Annotated in this window: 21 protein-coding genes, 1 other RNA gene and 1 pseudogene; 20 read left to right on the plus strand and 3 right to left on the minus strand. The window is 73.2% G+C overall.

What is annotated here, in order from left to right; translation table 11 throughout:
- Nucleotides 1-233: 233 nt before the first annotated feature.
- Nucleotides 234-767, plus strand: a complete 534-nt coding sequence (locus ACH436_RS12465; protein WP_430560497.1) for a GNAT family N-acetyltransferase — start codon at nt 234-236, stop codon at nt 765-767.
- A gap of 24 nt (nt 768-791) precedes the next feature.
- Here ACH436_RS12465 and ACH436_RS12470 read toward each other — a convergent pair whose 3' ends face one another.
- Together ACH436_RS12470 and ACH436_RS12475 are read right to left on the minus strand one after the other, a co-directional pair.
- On the minus strand, nt 792-989 hold the full coding sequence (locus tag ACH436_RS12470) for a hypothetical protein (RefSeq protein WP_430560498.1): 198 nt from the start codon (nt 987-989) through the stop codon (nt 792-794).
- A 95-nt stretch (nt 990-1084) separates the two neighbouring features.
- Nucleotides 1085-1300 carry a hypothetical protein gene (locus ACH436_RS12475; protein WP_430560499.1) on the minus strand — a complete coding sequence of 72 codons (216 nt, stop codon included), beginning with the start codon at nt 1298-1300 and terminating at the stop codon, nt 1085-1087.
- Nucleotides 1301-1422: 122 nt separating this feature from the next.
- Here ACH436_RS12475 and ACH436_RS12480 point away from each other — a divergent pair, with 122 nt between their 5' ends.
- From ACH436_RS12480 to ACH436_RS12525, 10 genes are all read left to right on the plus strand, one after another.
- Nucleotides 1423-2430, plus strand: a complete 1008-nt coding sequence (locus ACH436_RS12480) for a CpaF family protein (RefSeq protein WP_430560500.1) — start codon at nt 1423-1425, stop codon at nt 2428-2430.
- The gene (locus ACH436_RS12485; protein ID WP_430560501.1) at nt 2430-3287 is read left to right on the plus strand and encodes a type II secretion system F family protein; all 858 of its coding nucleotides are present in this window, start codon (nt 2430-2432) and stop codon (nt 3285-3287) included. Before ACH436_RS12480 ends, ACH436_RS12485 begins: the two co-directional genes overlap by 1 nt.
- Entirely contained in the window at nt 3284-4225 is a 942-nt protein-coding gene (locus ACH436_RS12490) for a type II secretion system F family protein (protein WP_430560502.1), read from the plus strand. Before ACH436_RS12485 ends, ACH436_RS12490 begins: the two co-directional genes overlap by 4 nt.
- Nucleotides 4226-4284: 59 nt before the next feature.
- Complete coding sequence (locus ACH436_RS12495) at nt 4285-4473, plus strand: hypothetical protein (RefSeq protein ID WP_430560503.1); 189 nt, start codon at nt 4285-4287, stop codon at nt 4471-4473.
- A gap of 1 nt (nt 4474) precedes the next feature.
- Entirely contained in the window at nt 4475-4879 is a 405-nt protein-coding gene (locus ACH436_RS12500) for a VOC family protein (RefSeq protein ID WP_430560504.1), read from the plus strand.
- Between the two features lie 26 nt (nt 4880-4905).
- Nucleotides 4906-5298 carry a TadE family protein gene (locus tag ACH436_RS12505; protein ID WP_430560505.1) on the plus strand — a complete coding sequence of 131 codons (393 nt, stop codon included), beginning with the start codon at nt 4906-4908 and terminating at the stop codon, nt 5296-5298.
- Nucleotides 5295-5765, plus strand: a complete 471-nt coding sequence (locus ACH436_RS12510) for a pilus assembly protein (RefSeq protein WP_430560506.1) — start codon at nt 5295-5297, stop codon at nt 5763-5765. Before ACH436_RS12505 ends, ACH436_RS12510 begins: the two co-directional genes overlap by 4 nt.
- Nucleotides 5762-6247, plus strand: a complete 486-nt coding sequence (locus ACH436_RS12515; RefSeq protein WP_430560507.1) for a hypothetical protein — start codon at nt 5762-5764, stop codon at nt 6245-6247. Before ACH436_RS12510 ends, ACH436_RS12515 begins: the two co-directional genes overlap by 4 nt.
- Before the next feature lie 132 nt (nt 6248-6379).
- Entirely contained in the window at nt 6380-6823 is a 444-nt protein-coding gene (locus tag ACH436_RS12520; RefSeq protein WP_430560508.1) for an RrF2 family transcriptional regulator, read from the plus strand.
- 65 nt (nt 6824-6888) lie between these two features.
- Complete coding sequence (locus ACH436_RS12525) at nt 6889-8103, plus strand: globin domain-containing protein (protein WP_430560509.1); 1215 nt, start codon at nt 6889-6891, stop codon at nt 8101-8103.
- 21 nt (nt 8104-8124) lie between these two features.
- Here the strand turns inward: ACH436_RS12525 and ACH436_RS12530 are convergent, their stop codons facing one another.
- Complete coding sequence (locus ACH436_RS12530; RefSeq protein WP_430560510.1) at nt 8125-8676, minus strand: putative glycolipid-binding domain-containing protein; 552 nt, start codon at nt 8674-8676, stop codon at nt 8125-8127.
- A 65-nt stretch (nt 8677-8741) separates the two neighbouring features.
- Between ACH436_RS12530 and ACH436_RS12535 the strand changes: the two genes are divergently transcribed.
- From ACH436_RS12535 to ACH436_RS12575, 9 genes and pseudogenes are all read left to right on the plus strand, one after another.
- Nucleotides 8742-9125 carry an ankyrin repeat domain-containing protein gene (locus ACH436_RS12535; RefSeq protein ID WP_430560511.1) on the plus strand — a complete coding sequence of 128 codons (384 nt, stop codon included), beginning with the start codon at nt 8742-8744 and terminating at the stop codon, nt 9123-9125.
- A gap of 58 nt (nt 9126-9183) precedes the next feature.
- Entirely contained in the window at nt 9184-10299 is a 1116-nt protein-coding gene (gene prfB / locus ACH436_RS12540) for a peptide chain release factor 2 (protein ID WP_430560512.1), read from the plus strand.
- A gap of 219 nt (nt 10300-10518) precedes the next feature.
- A pseudogene (gene ftsE / locus ACH436_RS12545) lies at nt 10519-11196 on the plus strand (cell division ATP-binding protein FtsE); the annotation flags it as partial.
- 335 nt (nt 11197-11531) lie between these two features.
- A complete protein-coding gene (ftsX, locus tag ACH436_RS12550) occupies nt 11532-12443 on the plus strand; it encodes a permease-like cell division protein FtsX (RefSeq protein WP_430560513.1) in 912 nt (303 codons plus the stop codon).
- Nucleotides 12444-12451: 8 nt separating this feature from the next.
- A complete protein-coding gene (locus ACH436_RS12555) occupies nt 12452-13960 on the plus strand; it encodes a peptidoglycan DD-metalloendopeptidase family protein (protein ID WP_430560514.1) in 1509 nt (502 codons plus the stop codon).
- Nucleotides 13961-14062: 102 nt separating this feature from the next.
- Entirely contained in the window at nt 14063-14563 is a 501-nt protein-coding gene (gene smpB / locus ACH436_RS12560) for an SsrA-binding protein SmpB (protein ID WP_429728243.1), read from the plus strand.
- A 132-nt stretch (nt 14564-14695) separates the two neighbouring features.
- Nucleotides 14696-15063, plus strand: a transfer-messenger RNA (tmRNA) gene (gene ssrA / locus ACH436_RS12565).
- Between the two features lie 193 nt (nt 15064-15256).
- Nucleotides 15257-16303, plus strand: coding sequence for an NAD(P)-dependent alcohol dehydrogenase (locus tag ACH436_RS12570; RefSeq protein ID WP_430560515.1), 1047 nt, complete (start codon nt 15257-15259; stop codon nt 16301-16303).
- A 29-nt stretch (nt 16304-16332) separates the two neighbouring features.
- Nucleotides 16333-18057, plus strand: a complete 1725-nt coding sequence (locus tag ACH436_RS12575) for a beta-N-acetylhexosaminidase (protein ID WP_430560516.1) — start codon at nt 16333-16335, stop codon at nt 18055-18057.
- Nucleotides 18058-18166 lie beyond the last annotated feature (109 nt).

Consider the following 18166-nt stretch of genomic DNA (forward strand, 5'->3'; position numbering starts at 1 on the left):
CCACACTACGGTTGGCATGCATGCGGGATCCTGGCAATATCGAAGCATGGCCCTCATGCACCCACTCCCGCGGACCGATGCCGAACGCGCGTCGCGATGGCTGGCGACCGTGGGCAACGACGGCCTGACACCGTCGCAGCGGGAAGCCTCTGCGCGACGGTTCCGGGAGACCACCGGCGCCCCCCTGTCGCGGGACGAGGGCGAAGCGATCCGTGCCTGGCGAGCCAGGAAGCGTGAGCAGTCTCGACTGGCGTGACGCCGAACGCAGCGATCATGCCGAGCTGAGCGAATGGATCTGCGCCGATCCTCCAAAGAAGATTTTCGACTCGAGCATCGGACGCAGCTACCACCCTGAGCAATGGGCGCTCGACGTGCAGTCCGAGATTCGCGACTTGTGTCCGCCGGTAGGCGGGGACGACCGCCTCGTGCTTGCTCGGGACGATCGCGGGATCGTAGGTGTCGCGTACTTCGGGTTCGACCGCGGCGAGGGTGAGTTCCACATGCGCGGCTTAGCCGTCGCGGTGCGCGCCCGGCGTCAGGGCATCGGCAAGCAAGGTCTTACGTTCGCACTCGATGAGATCTTGGCCTGGCGGGCCGAACTCCAAGTGGATGGTGGCGTGTTCGCCAGGGTCCACGAGGACAACGCCCCTAGCCAGGCTCTGCTAGGTCTGGCCGGATTCGAGTACATCGGGGTGACGAACCAGTACCACCTGCAGATCTGGGCTCTCGACCTGGCCATCGAGGCGGGCCTGATCATCGAAGTCTGAGGACGTCTCTGCTTGCCCTGTGCGTCAACGCCGCTCGCTCGGAAGACTCTCGATCCAGGCTTCGAGCTCGGCATGCAGGATCACCGGCTTGCTGTTGACGTAGTGGACGGCGAGGTCGCCCCGCGACACTGCCTCTCGGATCAGCGTCTCGGAAACGTCCGTGGCGAGCGCAGCCCTCTTGTAGCCGTGGCTCACTGCCTTGATCTCGTAGGTCTCGCTCATGAGTCGGACATTGCCGCAGGTCAGAGCGCTAGGCAACACCTACGCCTCGCCCACACAGCAACCTGTGGGAGGGCCCTAGATTCCGGTGGGTGTCATCACGGGAGACGCTTCCGCGACGTCCGCGGGGCCGGAGCGACACGGGAACGATCAAGGTAGTCGGCCAAGTCCTGCTCAGAGAACAAGATCGAGCGGTCGATCTGGTGGTGGGGGATGCGTTCGACCCGGTAGTTCCGGAGCACCCAGTCGCGGGACTTGCGAATGCGGGCGCCGAACTGAGCCGGCGTCATCAGATCTGAAACCTCGTCGCTCATGACCGGAGCGTGTCGCAGTCCGCAGAGAGTCCGCAAGAGGCCCTCAAGCGGCGGCTCCACCCCAGCGCCTGCCAACCTAGAAACCGCGGAATTCCAACGCCGTTCGCGCGTACCGTTCCTATATGGACGTCGATGGTGAGTCCTGGATCAACTCGCCGGCCAAGGTCTTCGTCGCCCGGCGCGGGGTCCCCGAGCTCACGACGACGATCCTCACGGCCGCGCAGGTGCGCGACCTCGTGGAGCGGATGCTCAAGGCGTCCGGGCGCCGCCTGGACCTCAGCAGCCCCTTCGTCGACGCCTCGCTCCCGGGTGGCGAACGGTTGCACGTGGTCATCCCTGACGTCACCCGGCACGACATGGCCGTCAACATCCGCAAGCACCTCGTGCGCGCGGACCACCTCGACCACCTGGTGCGGCTGGGCTCGCTCACGCCGCACGCCGCGGCCTTCCTCGACGCTGCCGTGCGCGCGGGCCTCAACGTCCTGGTCTCGGGAGCCACGCAGGCGGGCAAGACGACGATGCTCAACGCCCTCGCCGGCTCGATCCCCGCAGGGCAGCGGGTGATCTCCTGCGAGGAGGTGTTCGAGGTGCGGTTCGCGGCGCGCGACCACGTGGCCATGCAGTGCAGGCAGCCCAGCCTGGAGGGCACCGGCGAGATCCCGCTGCGCCGCCTCGTCAAGGAGGCGCTGCGGATGCGCCCCGACCGGATCGTCATCGGCGAGGTGCGCGAGGCCGAGAGCTTCGACATGCTCGTGGCGCTCAACGCCGGCATCCCCGGGATGTGCACCGTGCACGCGAACTCGGCGCGCGAGGCGGTCACGAAGATGTGCACGCTGCCGCTGCTCGCGGGCGAGAACGTCTCCGACCGCTTCGTGGTCCCGACGGTCGCGTCGGCGATCGACCTCGTGGTCCATCTCGACGTCTCCTCCGACGGAGCGCGCCAGGTGCGGGAGGTCGTGGCCGTGACGGGCCGGGTCGAGGGGGACCGCGTCGAGACCGCCGGGATCTTCCACCGGCTGCCCGCGGAGGAGGGCGGCGACCTGGTGCGCGGCGACGGCTTCCCGCCGGGCGAGGAGCGCTTCTCGCGCGCCGGGGTCGACGTCCGCGCGCTGCTGGCCGGCGGCCGCTGATGGGGGTCGTCGTGGGGCTGCTGCTCGGGGCGGGCCTGACGTGCGTGTGGCTGGCGTGCTGGGAGGCGCCGGCACGTTCCCGCCGTCGTGCCGGGCGGTCCGCGGCCGTGCAGGACCTGCTGGTGCAGGCCGGCGCGCCGTCCGTGACCCCGGCGGCGCTGTGGTGGCTCAGCGCGACGGCGGGCGTCGTCGTGCTGCTCGCCGGGTTGGCGCTGACGCGCTCGCCCGCCATCGCCGCCTGCTTCGCGCTCATGGCGGCCGGCGCGCCGGAGCTGATGGTCAGGGTGCGGGCCAGGAAGCGGCGCCGGGACCTGCGGGAGGTCTGGCCCGAGGTGGTCGACCACCTCGCGTCGGGCGTGCGGGCGGGGCTCTCGCTGCCCGAGGCGGTGGCCCAGCTGAGCGAGCGCGGCCCGGTGGAGCTCCGCGAGCCGTTCGCGCGGTTCGCGGCGGACTACCGTGCCACCGGGCGCTTCGGGGAGTGCCTCGACCTGCTCAAAGCCCGGCTCGCCGACCCGGTGGCCGACCGGATCGTCGAGGCGCTGAGGCTGACGCGCGAGGTGGGCGGCACCGACCTGGGGCGCCTGCTGCGCACCCTGTCGTCCTTCCTGCGGGAGGACGCGCGCACCCGCGGGGAGCTCGAGGCGCGCCAGTCCTGGACCGTGAACGGGGCTCGGCTGGCGGCGGCCGGCCCCTGGGTCGTCCTGGCGTTCCTCGCGACGCGACCGGAGACGGCCCAGGCGTACAACTCCGCGACGGGCGTCGCGGTCCTCGCGGCGGGGGCCGGTACCTCGGCCCTCGCCTACTGGCTGATGCGCCGCATCGGGCAGCTGCCCGAGGAAGGTCGGGTGCTGCGATGACGGTCCCCGGCCTCTCGGGCGTCGGAGCGCTCGTCGGTCTGCTCGGCGGCCTCGGCCTCCTGCTCGTGGTCGCGCGGCTGCGCGCCCGCCGGACGACGCTCGACCAGAGGCTCGCTCCGGCGCTGCGCCCGCGCGACGCCACGTCCGGGCTGTTGCGGGAGCAGCCCATCCACACGCCCTTCCCCGTGGTGGAGCGGCTGGTCGCCCCGTGGGTGGCGGACGCCTCGCACTGGTTCGAGCGCCTCGGGTCGTCCCGGGTGGACGTGCGCCGGCGCCTCGACCGGGCGGGCTGGCAGGAGAGCGTCGAGGCGTTCCGGGTGCGGCAGGTCGTCTCGACCGCCCTGGGACTCGCGACCGGCCTGCTGTTCGCGCTGCTCCTCGCCGCCACGCGCGGGTCCGCGCCCGTCCCGCTGGCGGCGCTCGTGCTGCTCTGCGGCGCCGGCGGGTTCGTCCTGTGCGACCAGTGGCTGAGCCGCGCCGTCCAACGACGCGAGGAACGGATGCTCGCGGAGTTCCCCACCATCGCGGAGCTGCTCGCCCTCGCGGTCACAGCGGGCGAGGGACCGGTGCCCGCCCTGGAACGGGTCGCCGCGACGGCCCGGGGCGAGCTCTCCGGCGAGATCGGCGCGATGCTGGCGGACGTCAGGGCCGGGGCACCCATCGCGACCGCCCTCACCGCGATGGCCGACCGGACCGGGCTGCCGTCGCTCACGCGCTTCGCCGAGGGCGTCGCCGTCGCGCTCGAGCGCGGCACGCCGCTCGCCGACGTGCTGCGCGCACAGGCCCAGGACGTGCGCGAGTCCGGCCGCCGCGCGCTGATGGAGGCGGGGGGCAAGAAGGAGGTCACGATGCTCGTGCCCGTGGTCTTCCTCATCCTGCCGATCACCGTCGTCTTCGCCGTCTTCCCGTCCCTCGCCACCTTGCAGATCGGGCTGTGAGCGTGCGCACCGACACCCCGACCCACCGCCGCCACGCGGCACCACCGAGAGGAACGACCATGCACGACGAGACCGACGACCTGGGGCACGGGCTCCCCGCCGCCGACGACCCCGAGCGGGGCGACGTGCCCGGCTGGGTCCTCGTGACCCTGATGACGGCCGGGCTGGTCGTCGCCCTGTGGGCGATCGCCGGTCCGCTGCTCGAGGACACCTTCACCCGCGCGATCACGAGCGTCACAGGCCCCTGACGTGGCGATCGGCAGGCTGCACCACCTGGTGGTCGACTGCCCGGAGCCGCGAGCCCTCGCGGCGTTCTGGTCGGCGGTGCTCGGCCAGGAGGTCACGTACGCGGACGAGGACTTCGTCGTCGTGGCGCCCAGCGACCGTCACTCCGGTCTCGCGTTCCAGCGTGCCCCCGACCACCAGGCACCGCACTGGGGCGACCCGGCGCGGCCGCAGCAGATGCATCTCGACGTCATGGTCGACGACGTCCCCGTGGCGCACGCGCGCGTGCTCGGGCTCGGGGCGCGCAGGCTCACCGCCGCCGCGCCGGGGGCGGGGGAGGGCGACGTGTACGCCGACCCTGCCGGGCACCCCTTCTGCCTCGTCCCGCGACCGGGGTGGGCGTCTCCGGTCGAGGAGGACCGGGCGTGACAGGACCGGGCGTGACGGAACGGGGCGTGGCGAGGTCTTCCGGGCGGGTGGACGGCGAGAGGGGCTCCGCCGTCGCCGAGTTCGTCATGGTGTCCGCGCTGGTGCTCGCGCTCTTCCTCGCGGTGGTGCAGGTCGCGCTGGCGATGCACGTCCGGGCGCTGGCGATCGACGCCGCGGCGGAGGGCGCGCGCGTGGCCGCGCGGGCAGACCGTGACCTGTCGAGCGGTGTCGCCCGGACGAAGGACCTGCTCGGCGCGTCGCTCGGCGACCGGTACACCGACGACGTGTCCGTGCGGCAGACGGTGCAGGACGGGCTCGACGTGGTGGAGGTGACGGTGCGGGTGCCGCTGCCGGTGGTCGGCCTGATCGGACCGTCCGGAGCGCTCACGCTCCAGGGCCACGCGCTGGAGGAGGCGTGACAGCCCCGACGGGACCGGCCCGCGAGGCCGAGGCGCGCGACCCGGAGGCGGGCGCCGCGCTCGTGGAGTTCCTCGGCACGGCGGTGCTGCTCCTGGTCCCGCTGGTGTACCTGGTGCTCACCGTCGCGCAGGTGCAGGCCGGGGCGTTCGCGGTCGAGGGCGCCGCGCGGGAGGCGGGCCGGGCGATGGTCACGGCGGAGTCCTCGGAGGCCGGGGCGGAGCGCGCTCGTGCGGCCGTGGGGATCGCCTTCGGCGACCAGGGGTTCGCGGTCGCCGACGGCTCCGTGACCCTGGAGTGCTCGGCCGACCCGTGCCTCACGCCCGGCGCGACGGTGGGGGTCCGCACCCGACTGGCGGTGCCGCTGCCGTTCGTGCCGGAGGCCCTGCGGGGGTGGGTGCCGCTGGAGGTCCCGGTCACCGCCACGCACGTCGCGACGGTCGACGAGTACGGGACGGCGCGGCCATGACCGGGCGCGACGACGAGCGCCCCGCCGGCGGCGACCCCGGCCCCGAGGGTGGACGGATCATGCTCCTCACGGCGGGCGTCGTGGCGCTCGCGCTGATGCTCGTCGGGGTGGTCGCGTCGGCCACGGCCGTCCACCTGGACCGCAAGCAGCTGTACGACCTGGCGGACGCCGTGGCGGTCGACGCCGCCGACGCCGTGCCCCCGGAGCGGTTCCTCGACGGCGCCGGGACGTCGCAGGGCGAGGCCGTGCTCACGCTCACCGACGCCGACGTCGAGGAGTCGGTGCGCCGGTATCTCGCCGCGCACCCGGGCGAGGCCGAGGGGCTCGAGCGCCTGCGTCTCGTCGAGGCGACCTCCCCGGACGGGCGGACGGCGCAGGTGGGGCTGGTCGCCACGTCGCACCCGCCGCTGCTGCGCTGGTTCACGGACGCGTTCGGCGGCGGGTTCGTCGTCGCCGCGACGTCGTCGGCCCGCGCCGGCTGAGCCGCAGGCCCTGCGGGTTCGGACCCGCGGCAGGCCTGGTCGGGAGCCTCGGACGGGAGCCCCGGTCGGGGGTGTGGGACTTCCCACACCGAAAAGGCGCATCCTGAATTCCGATTTGGCTAGCCTGCGGGTGTGCAGCTCACCGCGTTCACCGACCTCGGCCTGCGGATCGTCATGCGTCTCGCCGTCCTCGACGCCGAGGAGACGGCGACGACGCGTGCGCTCGCCGAACAGCTCAACGTGCCCGCCACGCACGCGGCGAAGGTCGTCACCCGGCTGGGGCACCTCGGCGTCGTCGAGGCCCGCCGCGGGCGGACGGGCGGGCTGCGCCTCGCGGACGGCGCCCGCGACCTGTCCGTCGGGTTCGTCGCCCGCGCCCTGGAGGGCGACGGCGAGGTCGTCGAGTGCGAGGGCGCGAACCCCTGCCCGCTGCGCGGCGGCTGCCGCCTGCGCGGAGCGCTGGCCCGCGCTCGCGAGGCCTTCTTCGCGGCGCTCGACCCGGTCACGATCGCCGACGTCTCGGCCGCCCCCACCCGGGACCTGCTGCTGACCATCGGCACGCGCCCGCCCGGCTGACGTCCGCGCCCGGGCACCCCCGCCCGGGCGCGGGAAACCCCCGCAGGAACAGACAGGAGTCACGCATGCTCACCCCCGAGTCCGCTGCCGTCGTCCGCGCCACGCTGCCCGTGATCGGCGGCGCGATCGGCGACATCACGCCGATCTTCTACCGGCGCATGTTCGCCGCCCACCCCGAGCTGGAGCGCGACCTGTTCAACCGGGGCAACCAGGCCCGCGGCGACCAGCAGCGGGCCCTCGCCGGGGCCATCGCCGCGTACGCCACCCTCCTCGTCGACGACGGCCCCGACCCTCGCGCCGTCCTGGCCCGCATCGCGCACAAGCACGCCTCGCTGGGGATCCTGCCCGAGCAGTACCCGATCGTGCACGAGCACCTGTTCGCCGCCATCGTCGACGTGCTCGGCGACGCGGTGACCCCCGAGGTCGCGGCCGCGTGGGACGAGGTCTACTGGGACATGGCCGACGCGCTCGTCGAGATCGAGCTCGGCCTCTATGCGGAGGCGGGCGTGACCCCCGGCGACGTGTGGCGCACCGTCCACGTCCGCCGGCGGGTGCAGGAGTCGCCGGACACGATCTCCCTCGAGCTCGTCTCCCCGGACGGCGGCCCGCTGCCGGCCGCGCGGCCGGGGCAGTACGTCTCGGTCGCCGTCACGCTGGCCGACGGCGCACGACAGATCCGCCAGTACAGCCTCACGGGCGCCGGTGCCCCCGGGGCGTGGACCGTCTCCGTCAAGGCCATCCTCCCGGGGGTCGACCCGGCCGGGGCCGCGCCCGCCGGGGAGGTCTCGAACCACCTGCACGACAACATTTTCGAGGGGGACGCCCTCGAGGTCTCCTCGCCCTTCGGCGAGCTCACCCTGGTCGAGGGGGAGAACCCGCTGCTGCTGATCTCGGCCGGGATCGGCATCACGCCGATGATCGGATTCCTGCACCATCTGCGCGCCGCCGGCACCTCGCGCCGCGTCCTCGTGCTGCACGCGGACCGGTCGCCCGCGCGTCACGCCCACCGCGCGGAGCTGCGCGAGCTGGTCGGCGCCCTCCCGGGAGGCGAGCTGCACCGTTGGTACGAGCACCTCGGCACCCGGCCGGTCCAGGAGCGCCTGCGCACCGGCTACCTCGACCTGGACGGCGTCGACGTCCCCCACGACGCTGACGTCTACCTGTGCGGCCCCGCACCGTTCATGACCGCCGTGCAGTCCGCGCTCCTGGGGCGGGGCGTCACGGCCGACCGCATCCACCACGAGGTGTTCGGCCCCGGCCGGGAGATCGCCGCCGCCTGACGGTCCGGGAGCCCCACCGCGTCACCGCCCGGCGTCGGACACGCGGGAGAACAGGCCGGGGTAGTCCACGACGACGCCGTCGGCGTCGACCGTGATCTCGCGGTGGAAGTCGCCGTCGCGTGACTCGTAGACGTACCGGTCCGCGTCGACCCGGGTGTACCGCTGGGGGTCGGCGGACACCTCGAACGTCTCCCCGTCGACGTACGCCGTGACGATGTCGGCCGCCGCCCCGACCGCGAGGTCGAGGCGGCGGATCGGCAGCGTGTTGGTGAACGGGCTGAAGGAGAGGTCCACGTCCACGGCGTCGGCCAGGTCGGGCCGGGCGCTGCCGTCCACCCGCCACCCGGCGTCGTCGTCCCGGCTCAGGTCGAGCTGGCGCCCGTCCGACGACCGCAGCCGCAACGCCCGGAACGTCCATGCCGTGCCCGGGCCGGTCCCGAGCTCCATGGCGTACTCGAGCCGCACCGGCCCGAGGTCGACGACGGACCGGGCGCGGAGCCGGTCGTCCCGGGGGAGCAGGTCGAGGTGCTCGGTCCCGCCGCTGCCGGTCCCGCGCCACCGGTACGTCGTCATCACGGACCACCTCCACGTCCCAGCATCGGACGGGAAGGTCGAGTCCGCCCGGTAGATTCGCGGGCATGAGCGACGACAACCTGCCCGTCGACAAGCTGCCGGTGAACCTGGACCAGATGTTCGACCTCGCCCGCGCGGGGGCCGACCTGCTCTTGGAGTTCGTCGACGCCGGGGTGCCGGCCGACCACGCCGACGCGGCGGGAAACACCCTGCTCATGCTGGCGGCGTACCACGGGCACGCCGGCCTCGTGCGTGGCCTCGCCGAGCGCGGCGCCGACGTGGACCGCGTCAACGCGCGCGGCCAGTCCCCGCTGGCGGGCGCCGTCTTCAAGGGCTCCGACGACGTCGTCGCGGCGCTCCTGTCCGCGGGCGCCGACCCCGACGCCGGCACGCCCAGCGCCCGTGACACCGCGCAGATGTTCGGTCGCACTCTGCCCGAGCCCGGCTGAGGTCGCCCCCGGGCCTTCGGGGCGGGGCAGCCCGCGGTGGCGGGTAACCTTGAGGATCGTGGCCACCATCGACTTCCCCGCAGAGATCAAGGCGCTGCGCGCCACCCTCGAGTCCATCGAGGCCGTGAGCGACCCCACCGCGCTGCAGGCGAAGATCGACGACCTCACCCAGCAGGCATCCGCCCCCGACCTGTGGGACGACCCGGAGAAGGCGCAGCAGGTCACGTCGGCGCTGTCGACCACGCAGAACGAGCTGCAGCGCGTCGAGCGGCTCGGCCGGCGCATCGACGACGTCGAGACCCTCGTCGAGCTCGGCGAGGAGATGGAGGACGCGGACTCCCTCACGGAGGCCGAGACCGAGGTCGCCGCGATCCGCAAGGACCTCGACGCCCTCGAGGTGCGCACCCTGCTGGCCGGCGAGTACGACGCCCGTGAGGCCGTCGTCACCATCCGTGCGGGCGCCGGTGGCGTCGACGCCGCGGACTTCGCCGAGATGCTCATGCGCATGTACCTGCGCTGGGCCGAGCGGCACGGCTACCCGACCAAGGTGATGGACACCTCCTACGCCGAGGAGGCCGGGCTCAAGTCGGCCACGTTCGAGGTGAACGCTCCCTACGCGTTCGGCAACCTGTCCGTCGAGGCCGGCACGCACCGCCTGGTGCGCATCTCGCCTTTCGACAACCAGGGCCGCCGCCAGACGTCGTTCGCCGCGGTCGAGGTCGTGCCGCTGATCGAGCAGACCGACTCGATCGAGATCCCCGAGTCCGACCTGAAGATCGACGTCTTCCGCTCGTCCGGCCCGGGCGGCCAGTCCGTGAACACGACGGACTCCGCCGTGCGCATGACCCACCTGCCCACGGGCACGGTCGTGTCGATGCAGAACGAGAAGTCGCAGATCCAGAACCGTGCCGCGGCGCTGCGCGTCATGCAGTCCCGCCTGCTGCTCATCCGACAGCAGGAGGAGGCCGCGAAGAAGAAGGAGCTCGCCGGCGACATCAAGGCGAGCTGGGGCGACCAGATGCGCTCCTACGTGCTCCAGCCGTACCAGATGGTCAAGGACCTGCGCACCGAGCACGAGTCCGGCAACACGCAGGCCGTGTTCGACGGCGCCATCGACGACTTCATCGAGGCCGGGATCCGCTGGCGCCGCTCGGGCGGCGCCGACGCCGCCTGAGGCCTCGGCAAGGCGGCGGCACACCGCCGCGACAGCCTGAACGATTGCCGCGGGCGACCTCCCCGACCCGCGACACACCGGCGTGTCCTTCGCGCCACCCTCCCCGCCGGGTGCGACTCTCGGGAATCGGGCGGCCCCGGCCCAGGTGCGATGTGACCACGAAGCGACATCGTGCCCGCCGCGGCGCCGCACGGTCGACAGGCAGGGGAGAGGCACGTCGTGATCCGGTTCGAGAACGTCTCGAAGGTCTACGCCCGAGGGGCGCGGCCCGCGCTCGACGACGTCTCCGTCGACGTGTCGCGCGGTGAGTTCGTCTTCCTCGTGGGCGCGTCCGGCTCGGGCAAGAGCACGTTCCTGCGGCTCGTCCTGCGCGAGGAACGGCCCACGGGCGGCACCGTGTACGTGGCGGGCCGCGACCTGTCCCGGCTCTCGAGCTGGAAGGTGCCGTCCCTGCGACGCAGCATCGGCGTCGTGTTCCAGGACTTCCGCCTGCTGCCGGGCAAGACCGTCTACGAGAACGTCGCCTTCGCCCTGCAGGTGATCGGCAAGCCGCGGCACACCATCCGCACCACGGTGCCCGAGGTGCTGGAGATGGTCGGCCTGGACGGCAAGGAGAAGCGGCTGCCGCACGAGCTGTCCGGCGGTGAGCAGCAGCGCGTCGCGATCGCGCGGGCGTTCGTCAACCGGCCGCAGATCCTGCTGGCCGACGAGCCCACCGGAAACCTCGACCCGACGACGTCGCTGGGCATCATGCGGCTGCTCGACCGGATCAACCGCACCGGCACCACGGTGGTCATGGCCACGCACGACGACGAGATCGTCAACGAGATGCGCAAGCGCGTGGTCGAGCTGTCCACCGGGTCGGTGGTGCGCGACGAGGTGGACGCGGTCTACGGCGAGCGCGAGTCGATCCTGCCGCAGGTGGGGCAGACGCCGGTGCTCGACGCCCCCGGTCGTGGCGCGCGGGCGGTGCAGCGCGTCCAGGTGTCGCCCGAGCCCGCGGACCTCGAGGCCGAGCGCGCTGCCGAGGCGGCCGCCGCCCGGGCGGCGGCGCAGGAGCCCACCGGCGCGGAGCCGATCGTCGTGGAGCCTGCGGTGCCGGAGCGTGCGGTGCCGGAGCCTGCGGTGCCGGAGCGGGCTGTGCCGGAGCGGGCGGGCGCGTCCGCGGACGAGGTGGTGCAGCAGGTGCTGCGCGAGCACGAGCGCGTGCGCGCGGGACGGGAGGCCTGAGGGTGCGGCTCCAGTTCGTCCTCACCGAGGTCCTGCAGGGTCTGCGGCGCAACCTGTCCATGGTGATCTCGGTCGTCCTCGTGACGTTCGTGTCCCTGACGTTCGTCGGCGCGGCGGCGCTGCTGCAGTCGCAGGTCACCAAGCTCAAGGGGGACTGGTACGACCTCGTCGAGGTCTCCGTCTTCCTGTGCCCCGACGGCTCGACGGCCCCCACGTGCGCGGAGGGCGAGGCCACCGAGGAGCAGATCGAGGGGCTCGAGAAGGTCATCGACACCGAGCTCTCGGACGTCGTCGCCACCACCTACTTCGAGAGCAAGACCGACGCGTTCGAGGCGTTCACGCAGCTCTACCCGGACGGGTACCAGGGCACCCAGCTCACCGAGGACGACATGCAGGCGTCGTTCCGGCTCAAGCTCGTGGACCCGGAGAAGTACCAGGTGGTCGACGACGTCCTCGAGGGGCGCTCCGGGGTCGAGGTCGTGGAGGACCAGCGCGAGGTGTTCGAGCCGCTGTTCCTCGCGCTCGGGCGCGCGTCGTTGCTGGCCGCGGGGCTCGCGGGCGTGATGCTGCTCGCGGCGGTGCTGCTCATCACGACGACCATCCGGCTCTCGGCCGTCTCGCGGCGGCGCGAGACGGGCATCATGCGGCTGGTCGGCGCGTCGAACCTGTTCGTGCAGCTGCCGTTCATGCTGGAGGGCGCGATCGCCGCGCTGGTGGGCGCACTGCTCGCCGTGGGCGGGCTCTGGCTCGCCGTGCAGTACCTGGTGACGGACTGGCTCCAGGACTCCGTCGACTGGGTCGCGTACGTGGACGTGGGTGACGTCCTGCTCGTCGCGCCGCTGCTCATCGGCATCGCCGTGCTCCTGGCGGTGGTGTCGTCCGTGGTGACGCTCAACCGGTACACGAGGGTGTGAGATCGCAGATGACGACGCCGCAGACGACGACGCCGCAGACGAAGGACGCCGGCTCGGCCAGGCCCGTCGGACGGCGGGCGCTGAGCGCGCTCGTGGCCGCCGTCCTGGTGCTGGGCGGCGCGACGACGTCGGCGACCGTGACCGCGGGGGTGTCCGCGCCCACCGCGGCCGCGGACGACATCGACGACCAGCGGGCCGCCGCGGAGGCGAAGCAGCGGGCCAAGGAGCGCGAGCGCGACGGCCTGCAGGAGGAGCTCGAGGACACCAACGCCAAGTACCGGCAGGCCGTGCTGGACCTCAACGAGGTCGAGGGCCGGCTGCCGGTGGCGCAGGCCGAGCTCGCGGCCGCGGAGGCCGCGCTGCAGGAGGCGCGACGCAAGGCGGCGATCCTCGCCCAGCGGCTGTCGGACGCCGAGTCGGAGGAGGCCGCGGTCGCGGGCCAGATCGAGGCCGGCAAGGGGAAGGTCGAGGCGGCGCGTGCCGACGTCGTGCAGATGGCGCGCCAGGCGTACCGCAACGGCGACGACACGAGCACCCTCGGCATCGTCACCGGCGTGCAGTCCACGGAGGACTTCCTCGAGGAGTTCGCGGTCTCGTCGTCCGCGGCCCGCAGCCAGGCGCGCACGCTGACGGACCTGCAGGACGCCGAGGCGGTCGCCCGCAACCAGCAGGCGCGCCTCGACGCCATCCGGACGGCCATCGCGGACCTCAAGCGCGAGGCGGACGCCAACGTCGTCGCCGCGGAGAAGGCGCAGCGGGACGCCGCGGACCGCAAGGCCGAGGTCGAGCGTCTCATCTCCCAGCAGCGCAAGCTCAAGGCCTCGATCGAGGCGCAGAAGGCGAACGCCCTCGAGGAGCTCAAGGCCAACGAGCAGGCGCAGCAGAGCCTCGAGACGCAGCTCAAGGACATCATCGCCAAGCAGAAGGCCCGCGACGCCCGCCTCGCCGAGGAGCGCCGCAAGGCTGAGGAGGAGCAGCGGCGCAAGGAGGCCGCCGAGCGCAAGGCCAACAGCGGCGGCGGTGGCGGCGGAGGCGGCGGCTCCAGCAGCGGCGGCGGCTCCGGCGGCGGCGGTGGCGGCGGAGGCGGAGGGGGCGGCTCGTCGTCGTCCTCCGGTCCCTTCCTCGGCTGGCCGACGAACTACCACGTGGTCACCAGCTCCTACGGCATGCGGTTCCACCCGACGCTGCACTACTGGCGGCTGCACGCCGGCACGGACATCCGCACGTACTGCGGCACGCCGGTCTACGCGGCGCAGAGCGGCTACGTCGAGCAGGCGCACTACACGTCCGGCGGCGGCAACAACGTGCTCATCAACCACGGCACCTACCGCGGTGACAACGTGATGTCGCGATACCTGCACCTGTCCTACGACACCGTGAGCGTGGGGGAGAAGGTCGGCAAGGGCGAGATCATCGGCTACTCCGGCTCCACCGGGACGTCGGCGGCGTGCCACCTGCACTTCGAGGTGTACGTCAACGGCAGCACCACGGACCCCATGGGCGGCTGGCTGAACTGAACGCCCTGCGAGGGTTCGCAGCGCGCGGAAAAGTCCTGGCCGCGGCGCGCGGTTCCCGTATCCTGGGTCGTCGCGAGTCCGCGCACCCGGGAGGAGGAGACCGTGTCCAACAAGGCCAAGGGCGCCAAGAAGAAGCAGGGCGACCCGCGCACGATCGTGGCGAACAACAAGAAGGCACGCCACGATTACGTGATCGAGGACGTGGTCGAGGCCGGGATCGTGCTGTCGGGCACGGAGGTCAAGGCGCTGCGCATGGGTCGCGCGTCGCTGCTCGACGGGTACGCGGCGATCGACAACGGCGAGGCGTGGCTCGAGAACGTGCACATCCCGGAGTACTTCCAGGGCACGTGGAACAACCACGCGCCGCGGCGCAAGCGCAAGCTGCTGCTGCACCGGGAGGAGATCGACCGGCTCGGTGTGAAGTCGCGGGAGAAGGGGCACACCCTCGTCCCGCTGAGCCTCTACTTCCTCGACGGCCGCGCCAAGGTCGAGATCGCCCTGGCGCGAGGCAAGAAGGAGTACGACAAGCGCCAGACGCTGCGGGAGAAGCAGGACATGCGTGAGGCGCAGCGGGCGATACGGCACCAGGAGCTGCTGGGCTGAACGGCCGTCCCCTCGGGCGGGCCCGCGGAAATAACGGTGCTCCCGTGGTGGTTGATCCACTAGACTGGACGACGTCGGCGCGGTTCACCGTGGCCGGCGTGGGGTCGGCAGACCCGGTTTGAAAAATGCATAGGGGCTGATCGGTTTCGACGGTGGTCGTGCTTCGAGGAGAAGCGGGCCGAGGATGCAGGCTCATCTCGTGAACGCTTGCCTGCGAACCTATAGGTGCCGATAACAAGCGCACCGACTTCGCCCTCGCCGCCTGAGCGAGCTCCGAAGTCCGTGAGCCCGGGATCGCTCTCGACCCGGTAGCTCACGTCATCTAGAGAGCCACTGCTCGTCGCCCTCGTCACCGGGGCGGCGGGGACTTTTAGGTGACTGGGCCCGTCCGCACCTTGTCCGTGTGAGTGCGGGGGCCGAGAAAATCACAGCGGACTGCGCCCGGAGAAGTCCTCGAAAAGCGCCACCGGACCCGGGTTCGATTCCCGGCAGCTCCACCCTGACGACGACGGCCCCGCCGGCTACCCAGCCGGCGGGGCCGTCGTCGTGCTCCCGGGGGGCGTGAGGTGGTGAACGCCACGTCGGGCGGACGCCTGGGGCACATGTCCGCCGAGCGTACTGTTGAAGGATGAACGATCCGCCTCCGCGGCGGACCGCCTGACATCCCCCGCGTCGAAGAGAGTAGGCACCGCTGTGCGCGCCGTCGTGTTCGAGAAGTTCCAGACCTTCCCCGAGCTGAAGGAGGTCGAACGGCCGACGCCGGGGCCCGGCGAGGTGCTGCTCAAGGTCGCCGGCTCGGGCGCGTGCCACTCCGACGTCAGCATCTACCGCGAGTTCACCGAGGGCGCCCCCGGCGCCCAGACCCCCCCGTTCGTGCTCGGGCACGAGGTCTCGGGCTGGGTCGAGGAGCTCGGCCCTGGCGTCGACGGCGTGCAGGTGGGCGAGGCCTTCCTCGTCTACGGCCCCATCGGTTGCGGCCGCTGCGCGGCGTGCTCGCGGGGCCAGGACACGTACTGCGAGAACGCGGCGACCATGCCGTACCTCGCCACCGGGATCGGGCGCGACGGCGGCATGGCCGAGTACGTCCGTGTCCCGGTGCGCAACCTCGTGCCGCTCGGTGACGCCGACCCCGTGGCCGCCGCCCCGCTGAGCGACGCCGGTCTCACGCCGTACCACGCGATCAAGCTGGCGCTGCCGAACCTGGCCGGCGGCGGCAAGTTCGCCCTCGTCATCGGGCTCGGTGGCCTCGGCCAGATCGCCGTGCAGATCCTCACCGCGCTGACGGGCGCCACCGTGATCGCCACGGACACCAAGCCCGAGGCGATGGAGCGGGCCGCGGCGAACGGCGCCGTGACCGTGCCCGGGGGCGAGGGCCAGGTCGAGGCGATCCGAGCGATCACGGGCGGCCGGGGTGTCGACGCCGCGTTCGACTTCGTGGGCGCGACGCCGACGATCCGCACGGCGCAGGCGTCGATGGCACGCCAGGGCCGCCTCACCGTGGTCGGGATCGCCGGGGGCACCGCCGAGTGGTCGTTCTTCACCAACCCGTACGAGGCCACGATCACCAACACGTACTGGGGCACGATCGAGGACCTCCACGAGGTCGTGGCCATGTACCGGGCCGGCCAGATCACGCCGCAGGTGCAGCGGTACTCGCTCGACCAGGCCCTGGACGCCTACCGCGACCTCGAGTCCGGGAAGGTGGCCGGGCGCGCCGTCGTGGTGCCGCACTCCGCCTGACCCGCCCCGCCCTTCACTAGGGTGGCGCCATGCCGCGCGCCACCGACGTCGTCCCCGCCCCCGCCGCCCTCCGTCGCGACGGGGGCGTGGTCGTGCTGGGCGACGGCGCCCGCGTCGCGGCCGACCCTGCCCTGCGCCCCGCGGCACGGTGGTGGCGTCGCGTGTCCGAGGACGCGTTCGGCCTCGACCTGGCACCCGCGGACCCGCGCGACGACGCCGCGGACGTGACCTTCGTGGTGGACGCCGCCGTGCCCGCGGGCGGCTACCGGCTCGCCGTCGGCGTGGCCGGGCCCGGCTCCGGCGCCGCGGCGGTGCGGGTGAGCGCCGCCGACGTCGCCGGGGCGCACGCCGCGGCGCAGACGTTGCGCCAGCTGGCCGGGCCGCAGGCGTTCCGCCGCGCCGGCCGCGCGGAGCTCGCGCTGCCGGCGGTCACCGTCGACGACGCGCCCCGGACCGGTTGGCGCGGGGTGCTGCTCGACGTGGCGCGGCACTTCCTGCCGAAGGCGGACGTGCTGCGGTTCGTCGACCTCGCGGCGGCTCACCACCTCAACGTGCTGCAGCTCCACCTGACCGACGACCAGGGCTGGCGGATCGAGGTGGAGCGCTGTCCCCGCCTGGTCGAGGTCGGCGCGTGGCGCCGCGAGTCGGGCGTGGGGACCTGGCGCGCCGAGCGCTACGACGGGCGCCCCCACGGCGGTTTCTACACGCGCGACGACCTGCGCGAGATCGTGGCCTACGCGCGCGAGCGCGGCGTGACCGTGGTGCCGGAGATCGGCTCGCCGGGGCACGTGCAGGCACTGCTCGCCGCCTACCCGGAGCTGGCCGCGCGTCCCGGCGCGCACGAGGTGCGCACCACGTGGGGCATCAGCGAGGACGTCATCGACCCGTCCGACGCGGCGGTCGACTTCTTCGCGGGCGTCCTGGACGAGGTGTGCGAGGTCTTCGACTCGCCGTTCGTCTCCCTCGGCGGGGACGAGGTGCCCACGACGGCGTGGCGCGAACGCCCCGACATCGTCGCCCGTGCCGCCGAGCTCGGGCTCCTCGGGGACGACGGCGAGGGCGACGTCGGCCGGCTGCACGGCTGGTTCCTGGCCCGGCTCGCCGACCACCTGCGGGAGAAGGGGCGCCGCGCCGTGGTCTGGGACGAGGCGTTCGGCCCGGACCTGCCGCGGGACGTCGTCGTCACCTGCTGGCGCGGCCACGCCGTCGCGGCGGACGCGCTGGCGGCCGGGCACGACGTCGTGATGGCCCCGGAGCAGGAGGTGTACCTCGACCACCGGGCGGCCGACGGCGACGACGAACCCGTGCCCGTCGGGTTCGTGCGCACCGTGGCCGACGTCCGCGCGTTCGAGCCGCTCCCCGCGGGCCTCCTGGCCGCGCGACCCGAGCTGGGCGGTGACCTGCCCGGCGCGGTGCTGGGGGCTCAGGCGCAGGTCTGGAGCGAGCACCTGGACTCCGCACGGCGCGTCGACTACGCGGCCTTCCCTCGCCTCGCCGCGTTCGCGGAGGCGGTGTGGAACCCGGCGGCGCCCGGGTTCGACGCGCGCCTGCGCACGCACCTCGCCCGCCTCGACGCCGCGGGGGTGGAGTACCGCCCGCTGGACGGGCCACGGCCCTGGCAGCAGCGACCGGGTGTCGCGGGCTGGCCGCGCGACCTCGCCGCGGAGCGGGAGGCCGCCGGCTGGGCCGGGATGGGCGGCTGGGTCGAAGGGCGCGACGGCGCGGAGCCGGGGGAGCGGCCGAGCCGGGAGTGAGCCGGGGGTGAGCCGGGGGGGGGGGGTGCCCCGGGGGCGCCCCCGCGGGGGCACGCGCGGGCCCACCCCCCCCCAGCCCGCCGGGGGACCCCCCCGGCGACAGCCCGGC

Origin of the sequence: Isoptericola sp. NPDC019693 (assembly GCF_044389085.1) — a bacterium.
GTDB lineage: Bacteria > Actinomycetota > Actinomycetes > Actinomycetales > Cellulomonadaceae > Isoptericola.